General features: G+C 64.5%; 15 protein-coding genes. 10 read left to right on the forward strand and 5 right to left on the reverse strand.

The features are described 5' to 3' along the window. The first annotated feature begins 9 nt into the window (after positions 1-9). Together moeZ and RG2_RS06090 are read left to right on the forward strand one after the other, a co-directional pair. Positions 10-1197 carry an adenylyltransferase/sulfurtransferase MoeZ gene (gene moeZ, locus RG2_RS06085; RefSeq protein ID WP_033231165.1) on the forward strand — a complete coding sequence of 396 codons (1188 nt, stop codon included), beginning with the start codon at positions 10-12 and terminating at the stop codon, positions 1195-1197. Between the two features lie 47 nt (positions 1198-1244). Continuing rightward, positions 1245-2099: a TIGR02569 family protein gene (locus tag RG2_RS06090; protein ID WP_033231496.1), complete on the forward strand. Its 855-nt coding sequence runs from the start codon at positions 1245-1247 to the stop codon at positions 2097-2099. 9 nt (positions 2100-2108) lie between these two features. Here the strand turns inward: RG2_RS06090 and RG2_RS06095 are convergent, their stop codons facing one another. After that, entirely contained in the window at positions 2109-2774 is a 666-nt protein-coding gene (locus tag RG2_RS06095; protein ID WP_033231164.1) for a FadR/GntR family transcriptional regulator, read from the reverse strand. Between the two features lie 90 nt (positions 2775-2864). On the opposite strand from RG2_RS06095, the gene RG2_RS06100 reads away from it, so the two are divergent. The 6 genes from RG2_RS06100 to RG2_RS06125 all read left to right on the forward strand — a co-directional run bounded on the left by RG2_RS06100 (position 2865) and on the right by RG2_RS06125 (position 10472). Further along, complete coding sequence (locus RG2_RS06100) at positions 2865-4094, forward strand: MFS transporter (protein WP_051730205.1); 1230 nt, start codon at positions 2865-2867, stop codon at positions 4092-4094. A 115-nt stretch (positions 4095-4209) separates the two neighbouring features. Then, the gene (locus RG2_RS06105; protein ID WP_092801120.1) at positions 4210-5610 is read left to right on the forward strand and encodes an MFS transporter; all 1401 of its coding nucleotides are present in this window, start codon (positions 4210-4212) and stop codon (positions 5608-5610) included. A 56-nt stretch (positions 5611-5666) separates the two neighbouring features. Then, positions 5667-8168 (forward strand): nitrite reductase large subunit NirB, encoded by a 2502-nt coding sequence (gene nirB, locus RG2_RS06110; RefSeq protein WP_033231162.1) that lies wholly within the window; start codon positions 5667-5669, stop codon positions 8166-8168. Between the two features lie 90 nt (positions 8169-8258). Next, complete coding sequence (gene nirD, locus RG2_RS06115; RefSeq protein ID WP_033231161.1) at positions 8259-8654, forward strand: nitrite reductase small subunit NirD; 396 nt, start codon at positions 8259-8261, stop codon at positions 8652-8654. Beyond that, positions 8651-9790, forward strand: coding sequence for a uroporphyrinogen-III synthase (locus RG2_RS06120; RefSeq protein WP_033231160.1), 1140 nt, complete (start codon positions 8651-8653; stop codon positions 9788-9790). Before nirD ends, RG2_RS06120 begins: the two co-directional genes overlap by 4 nt. Further along, entirely contained in the window at positions 9765-10472 is a 708-nt protein-coding gene (locus tag RG2_RS06125) for a sirohydrochlorin chelatase (RefSeq protein WP_033231494.1), read from the forward strand. Before RG2_RS06120 ends, RG2_RS06125 begins: the two co-directional genes overlap by 26 nt. A 50-nt stretch (positions 10473-10522) precedes the next feature. Here the strand turns inward: RG2_RS06125 and RG2_RS06130 are convergent, their stop codons facing one another. From RG2_RS06130 to RG2_RS06140, 3 genes are read right to left on the reverse strand one after another with little or no spacing between them, the layout of a single operon-like run. Then, the gene (locus RG2_RS06130; protein ID WP_033231159.1) at positions 10523-12265 is read right to left on the reverse strand and encodes an NTP transferase domain-containing protein; all 1743 of its coding nucleotides are present in this window, start codon (positions 12263-12265) and stop codon (positions 10523-10525) included. Positions 12266-12279: 14 nt separating this feature from the next. Beyond that, a complete protein-coding gene (locus tag RG2_RS06135) occupies positions 12280-12579 on the reverse strand; it encodes an MGMT family protein (RefSeq protein WP_033231158.1) in 300 nt (99 codons plus the stop codon). 10 nt (positions 12580-12589) lie between these two features. Further along, positions 12590-13366 (reverse strand): alpha/beta fold hydrolase, encoded by a 777-nt coding sequence (locus tag RG2_RS06140; protein WP_033231157.1) that lies wholly within the window; start codon positions 13364-13366, stop codon positions 12590-12592. 63 nt (positions 13367-13429) lie between these two features. Here RG2_RS06140 and RG2_RS06145 point away from each other — a divergent pair, with 63 nt between their 5' ends. Both RG2_RS06145 and RG2_RS06150 read left to right on the forward strand, forming a co-directional pair. Then, a complete protein-coding gene (locus RG2_RS06145) occupies positions 13430-16789 on the forward strand; it encodes an ATP-dependent helicase (protein ID WP_230589966.1) in 3360 nt (1119 codons plus the stop codon). Continuing rightward, complete coding sequence (locus RG2_RS06150) at positions 16790-20164, forward strand: ATP-dependent helicase (RefSeq protein ID WP_033231156.1); 3375 nt, start codon at positions 16790-16792, stop codon at positions 20162-20164. Here the strand turns inward: RG2_RS06150 and RG2_RS06155 are convergent. Then, on the reverse strand, positions 20161-20556 hold the full coding sequence (locus RG2_RS06155) for a DoxX family protein (RefSeq protein ID WP_033231155.1): 396 nt from the start codon (positions 20554-20556) through the stop codon (positions 20161-20163). The two genes, RG2_RS06150 and RG2_RS06155, sit on opposite strands and share 4 nt — an antisense overlap. Positions 20557-20605: the final 49 nt, after the last annotated feature.

A 20605-nucleotide genomic window follows, 5' to 3' on the forward strand; every position in this document is an offset into this window, starting at 1 on the left:
AGTTCGTTCGTGTCCGCATCACCCGTCGTCCTGCCACCTCTGGTGGAGCCTGCCGCTGAGTTGAGCCGGGAAGAAGTCGCGAGGTACAGCCGGCATCTGATCATTCCGAACGTCGGGATGTCGGGTCAGAAGCGGCTCAAGAACGCGAAGGTCCTGTTCATCGGTGCCGGCGGACTCGGCTCGCCGGCATTGCTCTACCTCGCTGCGGCGGGGGTGGGAACGATCGGCATCGTCGATTTCGACGAAGTCGACATGTCGAACTTGCAACGGCAGGTCATTCACGGCCGCTCGGACGTCGGCCGCTCCAAGGCGGTCAGTGCGCGCGAGTCGATCCTCGAGATCAACGACCACGTCGACGTGCGCTTGCACGAGTTCCGCCTGGACAACTCCAACGCGGTCGAACTGTTCGCCGAGTACGACCTGATCCTCGACGGCACGGACAACTTCGCGACGCGGTACCTCGTCAACGATGCCGCCGTCATCGCCGGTAAGCCGTACGTGTGGGGTTCGATTTATCGCTTCGAAGGCCAGGTCTCCGTGTTCTGGGAAGACGCGCCGGGCGGTGTGGGCCTGAACTATCGGGACCTGTACCCCGAAGCTCCGCCGCCAGGCATGGTGCCGTCGTGTGCGGAGGGTGGTGTGCTCGGTGTCCTGCCGGCGACTGTGGGTTCGATCATGGCCACGGAGGCCGTGAAACTGATCACGGGAATCGGCGAACCGTTGCTCGGTCGCCTGATGATGTACGACGCGTTGTCGATGACATTCCGCACAATTCGGTTGCAACGTGACCCGTCGCGGGCGCCGGTGACGGAACTGATCGATTACGACGAGTTCTGCGGTGTGGTGTCCGAGGAGACGAGCGCGGCAGTGGCGCAGTCGACGATCACGGCGACGGAACTCGCGCAGCTGATCGAGAGCGGTCGCGAGTTGCAGCTCGTTGACGTGCGAGAACCCGTCGAGTGGGACATCATGCACCTGCCGGGGGCGGTTCTGATTCCGAAGGGCCGGATTGTCTCGGGTGAAGCGTTGGCGTCGTTGCCGCAGAACAAGCAGATAGTTCTGTACTGCAAAACCGGTATCCGGTCGGCTGAGGCGCTTGCCGTCCTCAAGAGCGCCGGGTTCGCGGATGCCGTTCATGTGCAGGGCGGCGCGGTCGCGTGGGCGAAACAGGTGGATACTTCTCTGCCCCTCTACTAGGCGTGCCTTGCACCCCGTAGCGGGTTCGCACCGGTAGCGTTGGGGTGGTGAGCACAGGCCAACCTCCCCAACACGTGTGCTCCACCTTCGGCCTCCGCGAAGTCGAGCCCATCCCACTCGGTGCGGATTGGGACGGCGGTTGGTTGTGTGGAGACGTCGTCCTCTCTGCCGTCGCGGATCATGCGCGCGCGGCCTGGTCGGCAAAAGTGCGCGAGAATCTCGAAGTCGACGGGGTGCGTTTGGCCCGTCCGGTCCGATCCACCGACGGCAGGTATGTCGTATCCGGTTGGCGCGCCGACACTTTCATCGTCGGAACGCCTGAACCGCGGCACGACGAGGTTGTGTCCATGTCGTGCAGGCTCCACGCTGCTACGGCATCGCTGGAGCGTCCGCGATTCCTGGCGCAGCCCCCGGTCCCACCGTGGGCGGAGGTCGACGTGTTTGTTGCCGCTGACCGCGCGGCCTGGGAAACGGTTCCGCTGAGAATTGCGAAGGGCGTCGAGCAGCTCGAGTCGCCGACTCCCGACGGGCGAAAGAGCCTCGAACTGATCGCGGGTCTGGCCACTCTCCGCAAACCGGTTCAGAGTCCTGATCAATTGGTGCACGGTGATCTGTTCGGCACCGTCCTGTTCTCGGGCAGCATGGCTCCCGGGATCACCGACATCACGCCGTACTGGCGACCGGCGGCCTGGGCCGCAGCTGTCGCGGTTGTCGACGCCATCTCGTGGGGCGGCGCCGACGAGGCTCTGGTCGGCCGGTGGGAGGATCTGCCGGAGTGGCCGCAGATGCTGCTTCGAGCCGTGATGTTCCGATTGGCTGTTCATGTTCTGCATCCCCGGTCGACGGCGGACGCGTTTCCCGGTCTGGCCCGAACCTCCGATATCGTCCGGTTGCTTCTCTAGCTCGCGTGGTCAGCCGAAGTCGGCGACCAGACCTTCGAACAGATCACGCGCTGCATCCGATGCGGCCCGTGTATCGCCCGCGATGACCGCCGTCACGAGGTTCTGATGCCGGCTGTGGAATCCTTCTCCGGTGGCGTCGATGTGCTGATGGATCGTTGATTCGATGACGGGCAGCAGGGAATCGTAGAACTCCAGGTACACCGCATTGTGGCTGGCTGCGACAATCGCGCGGTGCAGTGCCGCGTCGGCCACGGCGGCCGCTGTGGTGTCGTGACCCTCCCAGGTTGCTGCCCGGACCGCGAGTAGGCGTGTCAGTTCGGCGACGTCGTCATCGGTGCGCCGGGCGGCGGCGAGTGTCGCAGCGGTGATGTCGAGTGCTCGACGCAGTTCGAGTACGTCGCGCTCGTGCGCTCCGGCGAAGTAGTTGCCGAGGGTGCCACCGAGATCGGTGAGTGCCACAACGTAGGTTCCCGAGCCCTGTCGGCGCTCGAGCATGCCCGCGTGCACGAGTGCTTGCACAGCCTCGCGCACGGTGTTCCGCCCGGTGCCGGTCAGTTCGGTCAGTTCGGGTTCGGTGGGAATCCTTGTTCCGACGGGCCACGTTCCGCTCCGTATTTCGTCGCGGAGTTGTTCGGTGACCTGTGAGATGAGGCTGGCGCGTCGAACTGGTTGCACGTGGTGTTCCTCGGTTTCCGGTAACTGATCGGTGGTGACGCTAGATTATCTCCCTTGTGTCATTTCGTCCGGTCATCCTATGATTTCTCGGTGACTGCTCAACTGGAGAGAACAGAACGCCGCCCGCTCGTCAAAGGCCGTGTGCTCGTATTCGCTGCCATCGCGATGTCTGCGCTCGTACTGCGACTTGCGGTGACGTCGTTCTCTCCGCTTGCGTCGCAGATCCAAGACGAGTTCGGTTTCTCCGGTTCGGTGGTCGGTGTCTTCGGGATGGTGCCGACGGCGATGTTCGCCGTCTTCGGTCTGCTCACGCCTGCCCTGGCCAAGCGCCTCGGCCTCGAACGCACCGCGTTGCTGGCCATGATCATGGCTGCCGTCGGAATGCTGTTGCGCGCCATGATGTCTCAGACGTGGTCGTTGCTGGCCCTTTCGGCTCTCGCGTTGGCGGGCATGGGTATCGGCAATGTCGTGATCCCGCCGTTGGTCAAGCGATACTTCTCCGATCGTCTTGCCACCATGAGTTCGGTCTACATCGTCGCCGTGCAGATCGGCACCATCGTTCCGGCATTTGTCGCGGTTCCCGTGGCCGACGCCTTCGGATGGCGGTTCTCCATCGGATGGTGGGCTGCATTCGGCTTTGCCGCGGCCGTACCGTGGCTGATCACCCTGGCACGCTCGCGGAAAGCCGAAGCCGAGACAGTTGTTGCACCGGCAGTCGACGCGAGTCGCCGCGGTCAGGTGTGGCGTTCACCCGTAGCGTGGGGGATGGCCGGCATGTTCGGTATGACCTCGCTGATCACGTACTCGATGTTCACCTGGATTCCGTCGATCCTCGCCGACGCCGGTGCCAGTGATGCCTTCGGTGGAACCATGGTCGGAGTCTTCTCGGTGATGGGTCTGGTCGCGGCTTTCGGTGCGCCGACGCTCTGCGCTCGTATCGCTAATCCGTTCCCCGTGGTGATCGCCTGTGCTGCTTGCTATCTGATCGGCTTTGCCGGCCTGTACTTCGCGCCGATGGCCGCGCCGATCGTCTGGGTTGTCGTTCTGGGTCTTGGTCCGAGTACGTTCCCGATGGCGCTGACGCTGATCAACCTCCGCACTCGTTCGCACGTCGGATCATCGGCATTGTCCGGCTTCACGCAGGGCATCGGTTACACAGTGGCATGCCTCGGACCGTTGCTGTTCGGCGTGTTTCACGATGCGACGGATGGATATGCGGCCCCCTTCGGACTGCTCGTCGTTGCCGTCGTCGTAGTGCTGGTCGGTGCATATCAGGCCTGCAAGCCGCGGATGCTCGAGGACTCCTGGCACGCCCGATAGTCCTCACATCAAGTCCTGTTACCGGGTGAGGATCAATTGACTTCTCGGTCACCGCGCGCAGCACCGGCGCAATAACCGTTTTCTACCTTTAGGTCTCCCACACATTCAGGAGGCCCTGGTGAGTCATTACATCGAGCATTGGGATGCAGAGGACGTCGACGCCTGGGAATCCGGCGGCAAGGACATCGCGAAGCGAAACCTGATCTGGTCAGTGGTAGCCGAACACGTCGGCTTCTCGATCTGGTCGATCTGGTCCGTCATGGTGTTGTTCATGCCCACTGATATCTACGGCATCGACGCGGCCGGAAAGTTCTTCCTCGTTGCGGTTCCCACCTTGGTGGGTTCCATCCTCCGCATTCCGTACACGGTTGCCACCGCGCGTTTCGGCGGTCGCAACTGGACCGTCATGAGTGCGCTGTTCCTTTTCATACCAACACTTCTCACGCTGTACCTGATGATGAACCCGGGTGCGTCGTACACCACGTTCATGTTGGTGGCGGCTACCGCAGGCATCGGCGGCGGTAACTTCGCGTCGTCGATGACCAACATCAACGCCTTCTACCCGCAGCGGCTCAAGGGATGGGCGCTCGGTCTCAACGCGGGCGGCGGCAACATCGGTGTTCCGATGATCCAGCTGATCGGCCTGTTGGTGATCGCCACCGTCGGTAACCGTGCGCCGTGGATCGTGTGCGCCATCTACCTCGTGTTCATCGCGGCTGCTGCCGTCGGTGCTGCACTGTTCATGGACAACCTGGGTAACCAGAAGTCTGACCTGCGCTCGATGGCCACGGCGCTGAAGTTCTCCGAGTCCTGGGTGATCAGCTTCCTGTACATCGGCACGTTCGGTTCGTTCATCGGATTCAGCTTCGCCTTCGGTCAGGTTCTGCAGATCAACTTCCTCGCCGGCGGTGCCACTCCGGCCGCGGCGGCGCTGCATGCAGCCCAGATCGCCTTCATCGGTCCTCTCCTCGGTTCGATCGCTCGCCCCCTCGGCGGCAAACTCGCCGACCGGATCGGCGGCGGAAAGATCACGATGTGGACGTTTGTCGGCATGGCCTTCGCGGCATCGGTCCTCGTGACGGCCGGGACGATGGACGACAACACCGCAGGCGTTGCAAGTGCCGGGATCATGGTGACGTTCGTTCTCGGATTCATCGCACTGTTCCTGCTCTCGGGCATCGGCAACGGATCGGTCTACAAGATGATCCCCGCGATCTTCGAGGCGAAGGCGCAGAGCTTCGACCACATGGATCGGGCGGAGAAGGCAACGTGGTCGCGCAGTATTTCCGGTGCTCTCATCGGATTTGCCGGTGCGGTAGGCGGTTTGGGCGGTGTCGGCATCAACCTGGTGCTGCGCGCGTCGTACACCAGCCCCGCGAAGTCGGCGACGATGGCGTTCTGGGTGTTCCTCGCCTTCTACATCGCCTGCATCGCAGTGACCTGGTTCGTCTTCCTGCGCAAGCCGTCCACGCTCACTACAGACGTCGACGACGCGAAGGTTGCGGTCACGGCATAACGCCCGGCTCGCAGAATCTCCAGAACTCTCTCGTTACATCAGGAAGTAGGCGCGTCATGAGCAAGTCGGTTGTTGTCATCGGACACGGAATGGTCGGACACCGCTTCGTCGAGGCGCTCCGTTCGCGCGACGAGGCAAACACCTGGTCGGTGACCGTACTCTGCGACGAGCAGTACGCAGCGTACGACCGAGTCGGGCTGTCCTCGTACGTCGGAGCCTGGGACCCCAAGGAATTGGCACTGGCCGGCAACGATTACATCGGCGACAGCCTGGTCGACCTTCGAGTGGGGGAAGGCGCGCTCTCGATCGACAAAGATGCACGCACGGTCACGACAACCACCGGCGACACGCTCTCCTACGACGCACTGGTGATGGCGACGGGTTCGTACCCCTTTGTTCCGCCGGTACACGGTCACGACACCGACGGATGCTTTGTCTACCGCACACTCGACGACCTGGACGGTATCCGCGCTGCAGCCGAGAAAGCCGGCAAGGGCGCCGTCGGCGTAGTGGTCGGCGGTGGTCTTCTCGGACTCGAGGCCGCAAATGCTCTCTCGCTCATGGGAATGACGGCACACGTCGTCGAGCACAATGCGCGTCTTATGCCGATGCAGGTCGACGAGGGCGGCGGCGCTCTGCTCGCTAGACTCGTCACCGAGTTGGGGCTCACCGTCCACACGGGCGTCGGAACGGCGGGAATCTCGCAGGCCGACAACGGAATTGTGGTCGAACTGTCCGACGGCTCCACCATCGACGCGTCGTTGCTGGTCTTCTCGGCCGGAGTTCGTCCGCGCGATCAGCTGGCTCGCGACGCCGGCATCGCAGTGGGTGAGCGCGGCGGAATCCTGACCGACCTCGGCTGCGTCACGTCGGACGAGAACATCTACGCAGTCGGTGAATGTGCTGCGGTGGAAGGCCGTTGCTACGGACTGGTCGCTCCCGGCTACACGACAGCCGAGATCGTGGCCGACCGTCTGCTCGGCGGCGCCGCAGATTTCCCGGGTGCCGACATGTCCACCAAGCTCAAGCTCATGGGTGTCGACGTCGCCAGCTTCGGTGACGCGATGGCCACCTCGCCCGGTGCTCTCGAAGTAGTCCTCAGCGACGCAGCCAAGGGAACGTACGCCAAGCTTGTCGTCTCGGACGACGCGAAGATCCTGCTCGGCGGAATTCTTGTGGGGGACGCGTCGGCGTACGCGTCACTGCGACCGCTGGTCGGTCGCGAACTGCCCGGTGACCCAGCGGCATTGATCTCGCCTGCCGGGGAGAAGCCGGGTGCGGGATCGCTGCCGGATGATGCCGAGGTGTGCTCGTGCAACGGCGTGACGAAGGGTGCCATCTGCGGCGCGATCGCGGCGGGCGCGTGCGACATCGCGTCTGTGAAGGCGTGCACCAGCGCGGGAACCACCTGCGGCGGTTGCCTTCCGACTGTCAAGCAGTTGCTCGCCGATTCGGGCGTCGTGATGTCGAAGGCGCTCTGCGAGCACTTCGCGCAGTCACGCGCAGAGTTGTTCCAGATCGTGCAGTCGACGCAGACTCGAACCTTCTCGGCTCTGATTGCCAAGTACGGCAAGGGTTCCGGTTGCGATATCTGCAAGCCCGTCGTCGCGTCGATCCTGGCGTCCACGGATTCCGATCACATCCTGCACCGTCAGCAGGCGTCGCTGCAGGACACCAACGACCACTTCCTGGCCAACATTCAGAAGAACGGCACCTACTCGGTCGTACCGCGCATGCCCGGCGGCGAGGTCACGGGAGAACAGCTCATCGTGATCGGTGAGGTGGCGCGTGATTTCGGTCTGTACACCAAGGTGACCGGCGGCCAGCGCATCGACTTGTTCGGCGCTCGAGTCGAGCAGTTGCCGGCAATCTGGAAGCGCCTGGTCGACGCGGGAATGGAGTCGGGACAGGCGTACGGCAAGTCCCTGCGAACGGTCAAGAGTTGCGTCGGATCGAGCTGGTGCCGCTACGGCGTCCAGGACTCGGTAGGAATGGCCGTCGACCTCGAGAACCGCTACCGCGGCCTGCGATCGCCGCACAAGATCAAGTTCGGCGTCTCGGGATGTGCCCGCGAATGCGCCGAAGCCCGTGGCAAGGACGTCGGCGTCATCGCGACGGAGAACGGTTGGAATCTGTATGTGGGCGGCAACGGCGGACAGTCACCCAAGCATGCTCAGTTGCTCGCTGGTGGCCTCGACGACGTCACCCTGGTCAAGTACATCGACCGCTATCTCATGTTCTACATCCGCACGGCTGATCGACTTCAGCGCACCGCACCGTGGGTGGACTCGCTGGACGGCGGACTCGACCACCTCAAGTCGGTGATTTGCGAGGACAGCCTGGGTATCGGCGAGGAACTCGAGGCGCTGATGGCCAAGCATGTCGAGGGCTACCAGGACGAATGGGCCGGTGTGCTCGGTGATCCGGAGAAGTTGTCGCGGTTCGTGTCGTTTGTCAATGCGCCGGAAGAAGCCGACCCGACGGTCGTGTTCGACGAGACCGGAGTGCGCAAGGTTCCCGTATTGATGGGAATGCCGAGCATCCCTACGCGCCGGTAATCGCTGCGTAACCCGTGGGTAACACGGGGTCCGTACAAACTAATACAAGAACCCGTGCGGCGTTGTCGCCGGATCGACAGGAGGACTTCGATGAGTGTCATCGATGCGCAGATCGCCAAGCTGGATTCCGAACGACTGGAATGGACTTCGGCGTGCCCACTGAGTCACCTCATCCCTGGACGCGGGGTAGCAGTGCTGCTCCGCGGCGGTGAGCAGGTGGCGCTGTTCCTCCTCGAGGACGGCACCTTGCGTGCCGTCGGCAACTTCGATCCGTATGGACGCGCCTCGGTGATGTCACGCGGACTGGTCGGAGACCGTGACGGTGAGCCGATCGTGGTGTCGCCGTTGCTCAAGCAGGCGTTCTCGCTGGTCGACGGCCGGGCACTCGACGACGAATCGGTGTCGCTACCGGTGTACGAGATCAGGGTCTGGGCCGGCGTGGTGCAGGTGCACAGCACTATTCGGGCTGTCGAATCCGTCTCGTGAATGACAACATGCCACTAGCGGGGTTCACGGTCGGGATCACGGCATCGCGCCGTGCCGATGAATTTGCGATGCTGCTGACGCGTCGGGGAGCAGAAGTGGTGCACGCTCCGGCAATTCGCATCATCCCACTCGCCGACGACCGTGAATTGGAGCGGGTGACGCAGCAGATCATCGCGAGTCCGCCCGAGGTGGTTGTTGCCACGACCGGTATCGGATTTCGTGGTTGGCTCGAAGCTGCGGACGGGTGGGGTGAGGCCGAGAATCTCTCCGCGGCACTGACTTCGGCACGTCTACTGGCCCGCGGGCCCAAGGCCAAAGGTGCGATTCGCGCAGCGGACCTGCGCGAAGAATGGTCTCCGGCCTCCGAATCGTCGGCTGAAGTACTCGAACACCTGCTTGCGGAGGGTGTTGCGGGAAAGGTCATTGCCGTCCAGTTGCACGGCGCCACTACGGAATGGGAACCGATTCCCGATTTCTGTCAGGTGCTGCGGGACGCGGGTGCCGAGGTCATCGCAGTGCCGGTCTACCGCTGGGAACCTCCGGAAGATCCGACTCTGCTCGACCGGATGATCGAGGCCATCGCGTCATCTGCAATTGATGCTGTCAGCTTCACCAGTGCGCCGGCGGTGGCGTCGATCCTGATGCGGGCCGATACGACGGGGCGGCTCGACAGCATTCTCGATGCCATGCGCGGACCGGTGACGGCAGTGTGCGTCGGGCCGGTGACCTCCGCGCCGCTGGAGGCATTGCAGGTCCCGACCACAGCACCGGCCAGGGCTCGCCTTGGCGCCTTGGCGCGACACATTGTCGACGAACTTCCGCAGCGTGCCAACCGTATTCAGGCGGGTGACCACGAAATCAGTATCCGCGGTGGTTGCGTTGTCGTAGACGGGGAAGTCCGAGCAGTGTCGCCGGCCGGTATGTCTCTCATGCGATCTCTCGGAGCGAGGCCGGGGCACGTGGTCTCTCGTGCCGAACTGTTGGCCGCCCTTCCGGGCAGCGGCGACGACACACACGCCGTCGAAACCGCCGTCGCACGCCTGCGTGCGTGCCTCGGCGCTCCCAAAGCCGTTCAAACCGTTGTGAAGCGAGGTTATCGTCTTGCACTCGATCCCACCGAATACGCAGAGCTCTAGCGACGTCCTGGTTCTGGTAGCGCACGGCACACGAAGTGCGCGGGGCGTGGAAATGATTGCGGCACTGGCCGAAGCGGTCAGTGCCCGGGTAGGTGCAACTCGGGTGGCCTTTGTCGACGTCCTGGGTCCGTCGCCGTCGGAGGTTCTCCGCGACATCCCCGGCCGGGCAGTTCTCGTGCCCGCGTTCCTGGCGTCGGGATATCACGTTCACACCGATGTGCGACGCGAAGTGGAAGGCAGTGGGCACCAGGGCGTCACCGTCACGCCTGCGCTCGGTCCTGATCCCGCGTTGGCCAGTGTCCTGATGCGCCGATTGCGCGACGCCGGTTGGCGCAGCGGCGACGCGATAGTCCTTGCCGCAGCAGGATCTTCCGATTCGCGCGCCCTGCGCGATGTCGAGCGCGCCGCCCTGATGTTGGCGGAGCAGGCCGACACGCGAGTCGATATCGGGTATATCGCAACCGGAACACCCAAGGTGGCGGATGTTGTTGCAGCAGCCCGAGTTCGCGGCGCGCGCCGCGTGTTCATCGCGTCATATCTTCTTGCGCACGGATTGTTTCACGAACGTCTTGGTGCGGCAGGCGCTGACGGCGTCACCGAACCTCTCGGAGTAGATCCCGGTGTCGTGGACCTTGTGGTCGACCGGTATTCGGCGGCTCGCCGCGGCGTGGCGGTGATCTGAGACTGCTCGGGACCAGTGCGCCGTCGACGTCGTACCAGGAATGGTGAGCCTTATCCCAGCAGAACGAGTTCGGCCACGACGTTGTCGGGTGCTGATGCGGGCACAAGCGCAAACGCTGCCTTGCTTATCAAGCCCGCCAGATGTGAGGTGCGAACCGAAGGGTCTGCGTGCCAGCGGCCGTCATCGGTCTGCGTGACCGGAAGTAGTCGCACGGCATCGGAACTGACCTCGGCGGCATTCGCGACAATTCCGAGCAACGGAGGCAACGGAGTTCGCCCGGTGAGCGCACTGACAATGGTGGGCAGCATTGTCAACAGTGTGGTCACTGCTGCATAAGGATTTCCGGGAAGGCCGAGCACCACCTTTCCGGTGGGCAGGACTGCCGTGATCTGTGAACCGCCCGGACGCGACGCGACCCTGCCGACAACGGTGTGGGCGCCGAGACGGTCCAGGGCAGAGCGCATTTCGTCGGCAGCGCCGCCGCCCGTCGCACCGACGATCACGATGAGATCGGCGCCGTCGTCAGCACCGAGAGTGGTCTCGAAACCGTCTGCGGTATCGCGTAAATGGGTGTCGGAGATGCATGCCGCGCCGCATCGCCCGAGAAGAAGCGGGAGGATGCCGCCGATGGAATCGCGTGTCTGGCCTTCGCGCAGTGGCCCGTCTCGTCGGATTTCGTCGCCCGTTGTCACGACCCGCGCACGCACCGGGCCGCGAACCAGGCCTTCGACAACTTCACCGCTGGTGGCCGCGGAGACGAGTACCGGTGTCACCGGTGTACCTGCCGGTGCGATGGTGAAACCGACGGTCCAGTCTTCGCCCTGCGGCCGAGCGTCGTTGCGCTGCGGTGTGTTCGGCAGCAGCGTCAGTAACGTGGGAGTGCCGTCGGCGACCACGTGTTCGTCCCGGATTACTGCGCTTGCGCCGGTGGGGAGGTGTGCGCCCGTCGCGATGCGGATTGCTTCACCGTCTGCCAACTCGAGAGTGGCGTCGGAGCCGGCGACGCGTACTTCCTGGCGAATCCGCCAGGGACCGTCACCCGCAACGGCATAGCCGTCCATCGCGGAGACGGAAGATCGTGGTAGATCGCCCTGTGCAACAAGAGGTTCGGCGAGCGTCGCACCGTAGCTTTCGGCCAGCACTGCTCGCTGGGGGCGCAGGGGTGTGAGCGACTCCGCAATCGCTGCGCGGGCCCCCGCGATTGTCAGTCGAGGTAGCTCCCGCGCCCGTTCGAGATCCTCAGGAGTGTCGCAGTCGGCTGTCCCACTCACGTGGAGCGTCGAGAATCCTTGGGTCAGTAGCTTCTTCATCGGCTGATTGTCGAGACCGGCACTCTCCCGAAGTGTCGCGATGCGCTCACGTAGTTCATGGAATATCCAGGCGGACAACAGAAATTGCGTTCGGTTGTTCTCGTCGACCGCGCACGTCACTGGGCCCAGGTGTGACGTTGAGTCGATCAGGGAGTCGACGACCCCGCGACTGACGTGTGGCAGATCGGCTGCCAGGACGACCACTACTGCGTCGTCGGCTAGTTCAACGGCGTTCAATCCTGCCCAGAGTGCCGAGACCGGCCCACCGCCGATCGGCGACTCCTGGGTTTGCACGACCCCGGTGTCGAGGTCGTCGCGATGCGGTCCGACCACCACCGTCGTGCCTAAATGTGCTGTTGCAGCGAGTGCAATGTCGAGCAGACGGTGACCGTGCACCACAAGTCCGGGTTTGTCGACACCACCCATCCGGGTGCCGCGTCCGCCGGCAAGTATCAGCGCACAGGTAGGCGGATGGGCGTTCATGCGTCCATGCTGCCTTACGGGAAGGTGTGCCGTGCGCGCGCCATGTCGATCCGGCCGTCCTTGATCGGCACGCCCTCCAATTCCAGCTTCGCAATCTGTCGATGCGCCAGGTGAGTTGCGGGTTTCCCGGATGCACCCAGAACCCGATGCCAGGGGAGATCCGAGGAGTCGGTACGCATGATCCACCCGACCGTGCGTGGGCTGGAAAGCCCTACAGCATCGGCAATATCGCCGTAGGTGGCGACACATCCGGCGGGTATGGACGCGACGAGTCGGCGGACTTCTTCGATCTGTTCGTCTGTGGTGGCGGCCATTGTCTGAGTCTCAGAGTAGTTTGCGGATCAGGGCCGCAACCTCGTCGGCGCGCACGTGCGGCACCATGTGGTCGCAGTCGAACTCGACGCTGGTCAGGTTCGGGCCGAGGTGCTCGGTGATTGCCGTGCGGAACTCGTCGGTGACGTACGGCGGTTGCACCTTCATAGCTTGGACGATCACCGTCGGCATGGAACTCGGTGGCAGTACCGATGGCCGAGCGAGTTCTCCCCACGCCGTGACGACGGCGGGAGTGGAGAGTCGCCAGTTGACGCGTCCGTTGTCGAGGTGGATCAGATGCTCTTCGAATTCCTCGTCCAGTACCGCCGTGGGAACTTCTCCCCATGAGCCGTGAACCTTTTCCGAACGCGCCTCGGCTGCATCCGTGTAATCCGGTGAACCGATGGTGAGTTCGGCCACTCGGCCCATGAACTCCGGATCGAGTCCGATAGCAGGATCGAGCAATACCAATCCGCGGACGCGGTCCGGTGCAGTCGCCGCGAGATGCAGCGCCAGAGCGCCGCCGAACGAGTGGGCAACGATCAGGACCGGGCCGGACGCATGCTCGTCCAGGGTATCGATCAGGCTGGCAACATGCGCCTCGATATTCCACGGGGGAGACCAGGTCGAGCGGCCGTGACCACGCAGATCGGGAGCGATCCAGCGAGCGTCGGGGAGCTGATTCTCGGCCATCGACTGCCACCGTCGGCCGTGGCCGGTCAGACCGTGCAACGAGAGTATCTCCGGCGCACCGGCCGGGCCGTACAGATAGGTGTGGAGTGCGGGCACAGGCCAATCTTGCCCGACGCGGGCGATGTGTGCCGTGTCGGTGCCCTCTGATGGAATGCCTGGGTGAGTGAGACGATTGTGGCGCCACCGCCGGCGCGCACCAAGAACACCATCCCGCGGGCGCGGTTGGTGCACCGGGCCGCGCCCTCACTCGTTCCGCGGAAGTGGGACGCCGCCGCTGCGCAATTGTTCGCGGAGCCCGCCGACGATCCGTTCATGCTGGCCTTCGGCGGTGAGCAGTGGAATCCCTGGCAGGTGCTCGGCGGTCCGGGAACCGGCAAGTCGTCACTACTGGTCGATCTGGCGGTTGCCAAGATTTCCGGCGGCGAAGACCCGGAATCCGTTCTGGTCCTCACACAGTCGCGTCGGGCGGCAACAGCGGTGCGCGAACAGATCACCGCGGGCCTGTTCGGGTTCGAACGCGAGCGTGGCCCGCAGGCAACTCGGGAACCGCTGGTCCGCACCGTGCACTCCTACGCGTTTGCGGTGCTGCGGTTGCAGGCAGCAGCGCACGGCAACGCTCCGCCGCGTTTGATCACCGGGGCCGAACAGGACGCGGTGTTGCGTGAGATGTTGCGCGGCGACATCGAGGACGGCGCGCGGTACTGGCCGGAGCGACTGAGGCCGGCACTGGGCATGAACGGGTTTGCCGTCGAACTGCGCGATCTGATGTTGCGCGCCAACGAACGCGGCCTCGGACCGGAAGATCTGATCAAGCTCGGCAAGCGTAAAGGCCGTCCGGAATGGGTGGCTGCCGGACGATTCGCCGAGGTGTACGAGCAGGGAGTTCTGTTGCGCGCGTCCGTGGGAGTCGAAGCCCCGGAGGCGACGGCGCCGGCACTTGATGCCGCCGAGTTGATCGGTGCTGCGCTCACCGCGTTTGCCACGGACCCCGAGTTGTTGCGATCCGAGCGCGCCCGCATCCGTCACCTCCTTGTCGATGATGCTCAACACTTGGATCCGCAAGCCGCGCAATTGGTTCGGCTGATCGGAACCGGAACGGCAACGACGGTGATCGCCGGCGACCCGGATCAGTCCGTGTTCGGATTCCGCGGGGCTGATTCCCGTTTCCTGCTCGACCTGGCGGACAAGGGCGACGAGCGGGCAGTCATCCTGCCCACTACGTACCGCAACAACGCCGACGTCGCGGCCATTGCGGCGAAGGTCGCCGCACGATTGCCCGGCAACCTCGCTCACCGGATTGCGGTACCCGCCGACCTGTCGGGTGACAATCCCGCTCACGCGTCGGTGCGAGTCTTGGGCACCACAGCCAAGGAAGCGGCAGTGGTCGCGGACACCTTGCGGCGCGCGCACCTCCTCGACGGCATTGCGTGGTCCGACATGGCCGTCATCGTGCGTTCGGTTCCGCGAACCTTGGCTCCGCTTCGACGTGCCTTGCTGGCGGCAGGCGTCCCAGTCACCACCGCAGCCACCGAACTCCCACTTGCCCGTCAACACGGAGTGTCCGGGCTTCTCCTGCTACTTCGGGCGCTCGGGCGAGACGGGTTCACCGGCGACGACGCCTTGGCGCTCATGTCCGGCCCCGTCGGCGGCGCCGAACCGGTGACACTGCGGCGGTTGCGGCGCGGTCTGCGCCGCATCGAACTTGCTTCGGGGAAGGATCGCGATTCCGCAGAACTGTTGCGGCTCATCCTGATCGACGAGGACCGAGCGCAATCCAAGCGATTGACCGCAAAGCTGACCGACGTCGAATCTGCCGCGCTGAATCGAGTGCTGTCGGTATTGCGCAAAGCCCGCGTGCCGCTCGATCGTGGACTCGGCGTCGAGGAAGTTCTGTGGGCGGCGTGGCAGGCCACCGGGCTCGAACGCCGCTGGGCGGCCGCGTCGGCGCGCGGCGGTCCGATCGGCTCGCAGGCAGATCGCGACCTCGACGCAGTAGTTGCGCTGTTCGATGCCGCAGCCACTTACGTGGACCGCTTGCCGCGTTCGCAGCTCGCGGGTTTTGTCGACTACCTCACCAGTCAGGAGATCCCCACCGATTCGCGCTCGCGCTCGGTGATCGCGCCGGATGCGGTCACTGTTGTCAGTGCGCACGCAGCGGCCGGACGTGAGTGGGCTGTTGTCGCGGTGGCCGGTGTTCAGGAAGGGCTGTGGCCCAGCTTGCGGGCACGCGGTTCGCTCCTTCGGACGGAGGCGCTGATCGATTTGATCAACGGTGTGTCGGACGGCAGCGATTCCGCCGAAGAGCGGTTGTCGAGAACTGCGCCGCTGCTGGCCGAGGAGCGTCGACTCTTCCTGGTGGCATGTTCTCGCGCACGCCGCCGGTTGTTGGTGACAGCCGTCGAATCCGCCTCGGGTGATACCGATCTGGTGCCGTCACGATTTGTCGACGAGCTTCTGCGCGGCGATCAGTTCGATGACGACGGCGCAGGTGAACCGGCGGTGCCCGCTCCCGAACCCGGTGACACCCGGGTGTTGTCCTTGCCGGCGTTGGTCGCCCAATTGCGCAGTGTGGTCTGCGATCCGGACCTCGCCGCGGGCGATCCCGAGAAGCATGCGCGTGCAGCTCGTCAATTGGCGCGTCTGGCCGCAGCGGGAGTGCGCGGCGCGCACCCCGATCAGTGGTACGGCACCAGCTCGCCCAGCACTGTCGAACCGTTGTGGCAGCCGGAGGACGGCCCGGTGGCGCTCTCGCCGTCCACCATCGAGTTGCTCGAAACATGTCCGCTGCGTTGGGTGTTCGAACGTCATGGCGGTTCCGATGGCGACACCACCCATGCCATCGCGGGCACGCTCGTCCACACTCTCGTTCAGGCACTCGCCGGGCGTATACCACCGGATCAGGTCGAGAAGGCACTCGAAAATGCCTGGGAATCAATCGACTTGGGTTCGCAGTGGTACTCGCGCCGGGAACTCAATCGCACCCGCGAGATGCTGGCCACGTTCACGGCCTGGATGAGTTCCACCCGCGGCGAACTCACCGAAGTCGGTGTGGAGGTCGCGGTCGAGGGCATTCTCGAACCACGGGAGGAGGGGGAACCGGCCGTCAAGCTCCGCGGCCGCATCGATCGACTCGAGCGCGACACCGAGGGGCGTCCCGTCGTTATCGACGTCAAGACTGCGCGAAACCCGGTCAGCAACGACGCGGCGCAGTCCCATGCGCAATTGGCGGCCTATCAGGTGGCGGCAGCGGAAGGGGCGATAGCGGGCGAGCCGGCGACGCAACCCGGTGGGGCCAGGCTGGTATTCGTGGCGAAGTCCAACAAGAAAGACGGTGCGACGCAGCGTGTTCAGCCGCCGCTGACCGCCGAGGCCGTCGAGATGTGGCGTGATGTCATCCACAATGCCGCTGCCGCAACGCAGGGGCCGCAGTATCTGGCCCGGGTCAACGACGGATGCCGCCACTGCCCGGTGCGGTCCAGTTGCCCCGCCCACGACGAAGGACGGCAGGTGAGTTCCTAGATGGCATCCAAGGCGCGGCGACCCAAGATCAGCCCGGTCGATCTTGCGCTCGCTCTCGGCCAGCACCCACCGACGCCGGAACAGGCAGCGGTCATCGCCGCACCACTGGGCCCGACGCTGGTTGTCGCGGGCGCCGGCGCCGGCAAGACCGAAACAATGGCTGCCCGCGTCGTCTGGTTGGTGGCCAACGGATTTGTCGACCCCGAGGCCGTGCTGGGTCTGACGTTTACCCGAAAAGCCGCGCAGCAGCTCACCACTCGCATTCGCAAGCGACTGGCCCGGCTTGCCGGTTCCGATGTTCTGCGCGCCCTCGACCCCACCGGGGGAGTGCGTGCGCGAATCTTGGCCGGCGAACCCGAGGTCAGCACGTATCACGCGTATGCGGGCCGGTTGTTGTCCGAACATGGTCTGCTTCTGCCTATCGAACCGTCGGCGACTCTGCTCTCGGAGACGGAACTGTGGCAGGTCGCGCACCGAGTTGTCAGCGGCTGGGACGGTGATCTCGATACCGACAAGAATCCGGGGTCGATCACCGAAACCGTTCTGGCACTTGCCGGTCAACTGTCCGAGCACCTTGTGGACCCAGATCAACTGCGCGGTGCGCACGCGGAACTCGACGCGTTGATCCACACGTTGCCTGCCGGGCCGAAGCAGCGCGGCGGACCGAGCAAGGAACTGCTCGGATACCTCGAGGTCCAGCACAAGCGTGTCGAACTCCTGCCGCTCGTTGCGAGATTGTCCGAGACGTTGCGGTGGGAAGGAGCCCTCGACTTCGGTAGTCAGATGTCTCTCTCGGCGCGCGTTGCTTCGGGGCACCCCGAAGTGGGAGAAGCAGAACGGAGTCGCTTCCGGGTGGTGCTCCTCGACGAGTATCAGGACACCGGTCACGCTCAGCGTGTGTTGCTGTCCTCGTTGTTCGGCGGCGGCACCGACGCCCGCCTGGCTTTGACAGCCGTCGGCGACCCGATGCAGTCCATCTACGGGTGGCGCGGCGCATCGGCAGCCAACCTCCCACGCTTTGCGACGGATTTCCCACTCGCGAACGGAAACCCGGCTCCGACCCTCGAATTGTTGACAAGCTGGCGCAATCCGCCGGAGGCACTCGAACTTGCCAATCTCTCGTCTGCGCCGCTTCGTCGACGCGGCGTTGCCGTCAGCACCTTGCGAGCCCGGCCTGGGGCAGTTGCCGGCGATGTCCGGCTCGCATTGTTGCCTGACGTCGAGCAGGAACGAGAGTGGGTGGCGCAGAAAATTGCCGAGCAGTACGACGCTGCGCGCGCCGATGATCGACCGCCGCCTACCGCAGCGGTGCTGATCCGTCGCAATGCCGACGCCGCGCCGCTGGCCGAAGCACTGCGAGCAGCCGGCTTGCCGGTCGAGGTGGTCGGCCTCGGTGGACTCCTGCACACACCCGAAGTTGCCGACGTCATTGCGATGCTGCGGGTAGTAGCCGATCCGTTGGCGGGCAGCGCCGCGGTGCGCCTGCTGACGGGGGCGCGCTGGCAGATCGGTGCCAAGGACGTTGCCGCACTGTCGAAGCGATCTCGGGAGCTTGCGATTTCTGCGGGTTACGGTACGGCGGGTGCCGTCACCGATTCGGCTGCGTTGGCCGAGGCCGTGCAGGATTCGCTGCCCGGTGAGCAGGCCGAGCAGGCGGGGCTGGTCGATGCGATCTCGGATCCTGGTCCGGCCGAGAACTATTCGGCGCTCGGCTATGCGCGAATCGGCGCCGTGGCCGGTGAGCTGGCCTCGTTGCGTGAACGCATCGGACAACCGCTCACAGAATTGGTGGCAGAGGTCGAAAGGGTGCTCGGCATCGGAATCGAGGCCGGTGCACGGACGCGACTCGGTGTGCTTGGTACCGCAGGTCGTGAGCACCTCGACGCCTTTGCCGATGTTGTTGCCAACTACGCGACGCGTCCCACCGCCAATCTCACCGGTATGTTGTCGTTCTTCGCAGCCGCCGAACAGATCGAAAAAGGGCTGACGCCCGGCGAAGTGGAGGTGGCGCCGGATCGGGTCCAGATTCTGACGGTGCACTCCGCGAAGGGACTGGAATGGGAAGTTGTTGCCGTTCCGCACGTCAGCGACGGTGTGTTCCCGTCCTCGACGGCGTCCGGTTCGTGGCTGGGTGCGCTTGCAGAATTGCCGCCTTCGCTGCGCGGTGACCGTGCCGTCGACGCAGATTCGGCCGACGGTGTTCCCGTGCTCGACCTCGAGAATGTCTACAACCGCAAGGATCTGCAGAACGCGATCGACGCGCACAAGCAGGCTCTCGGAGATCGCCGACTCGACGAGGACAGGCGCCTGTTCTACGTTGCCCTCACGCGAACCGAACGGGCACTGTTTATTTCGGCGCACCACTGGGCCGAGTCGGGAGCCGATCCCAAAGGACCGTCGGAGTTCCTGGCCGAACTGCACCAGACGGTTACCGAAACCGGGGACATCGGCGTTGTCGAGACCTGGGCGCCCGACCCCGAACCCGACACCGAGAATCCGTTGGCATCCACACCGAGAACTGCTCAGTGGCCACCGGATCCGCTCGGTTCACGGCGCGGCGCGGTGGAGGCCGGCGCAGCCGCTGTACTGGCAGAGCTGGCGAAGCCCACTGAAACCAACCCTGACGACGCTGAAGTCGACCCTGAAGACGACCCGGAGAATTGGGCGTCGGATGTGACGGTGCTCCTGGCAGAACGAGAGGCCCGCGCCAATGCTCGTGCCGAAGTGATTCTCCCGGCACAACTTTCGGTGACACAGTTGGTCGACCTCAAAGCTGATCCCGACGAACTCGCGGCTCGATTGCGTCGGCCTCTTCCGTATCCGCCCAACCCGCTGGCCAGGCGAGGTACGGCATTCCATGCGTGGATCGAGCGACGCTTCGGCGCAACACGGTTGCTGGATCTCGACGAATTGCCGGGCGCCGCCGATACCGGAGCCGGCCCGGAAACCGATCTGATCAAACTGCAGGATGCGTTCCTGCGTTCTCCGTGGGCTAACCGCAGTCCCGTCGAGGTGGAGGTCCCGTTCGAAACCTCCATCGCCGGAACGGTTTTGCGCGGCCGAATCGACGCGGTGTTCGCGGACTCGGACGGCGGCTGGACGGTCATCGACTGGAAGACCGGAGCTGAACCGTCCGCCGCCAACGAAGATGCTGTGGTCATGCAGTTGGCCGCCTACCGCGTGGCGTGGGGCGAATTGATGTCCGCGCGCGCCCGCGCGTCGGGACGGAAGGAAGAGTTTCCACTGCACAAGGTTCGCGCGGCATTCCACTACGTGCGGACCGGCCGCACCATCTCGCCCGAGAACCTGCCGGACGGTGAAGCGCTGGCGCACCTCATCCGCACGGCAGGAGCCCGCGAGGACAGCTCGAGCTAGCCGGCGTTACGACGCGCCTTGAGAGCTTCGGTCACCAAGGGGATTTGCACTGGAAGGCGCGCGATCGAACCGACCTTCTGCGCAGTGGACGTCTTGTTGCTGCGGCACCAGTCCACTGCCATCTGAATGTTGGCGGGGAACACCGCAACAAACAGCGCTGCTGCCAGACCGGCTCCCAATCGGCGAGTTTTCGGAATGGCCAGAGCGGCCCCGATTGCCAATTCTGCGACACCGGATACCTGGGTGTATGTACGGGCTTCGCCGGGGAGTTGGCGGGGGACGGTGCTGTCGAAGAACGATGGCGCAACAAAGTGCATGGTTCCCGCGCCGAGCAGTAGAGCGGAAAGTCGAAGTGCGGCGGCCTGGCTGGATGTCGAACTTTTCGAAGACATTGACCTACCCTGCCTTACAGAGCCTGTGCGTGCCACTACTGTGGTGCGT

The organism is Rhodococcus globerulus NBRC 14531, assembly GCF_001894805.1.
Lineage (GTDB): Bacteria > Actinomycetota > Actinomycetes > Mycobacteriales > Mycobacteriaceae > Rhodococcus_F > Rhodococcus_F globerula.

Excerpts from the sequence above, each read along its gene's own strand:
- nirD (WP_033231161.1), top strand. The coding sequence starts at position 8,259 with ATGAGTGTCATCGATGCGCAGATCGCCAAGCTGGATTCCGAACGACTG.
- RG2_RS06155 (WP_033231155.1), bottom strand. The coding sequence starts at position 20,556 with ATGTCTTCGAAAAGTTCGACATCCAGCCAGGCCGCCGCACTTCGACTT.
- RG2_RS06135 (WP_033231158.1), bottom strand. The coding sequence starts at position 12,579 with ATGGCCGCCACCACAGACGAACAGATCGAAGAAGTCCGCCGACTCGTC.
- RG2_RS06150 (WP_033231156.1), top strand. The coding sequence starts at position 16,790 with ATGGCATCCAAGGCGCGGCGACCCAAGATCAGCCCGGTCGATCTTGCG.
- nirB (WP_033231162.1), top strand. The coding sequence starts at position 5,667 with ATGAGCAAGTCGGTTGTTGTCATCGGACACGGAATGGTCGGACACCGC.
- RG2_RS06130 (WP_033231159.1), bottom strand. The coding sequence starts at position 12,265 with ATGAACGCCCATCCGCCTACCTGTGCGCTGATACTTGCCGGCGGACGC.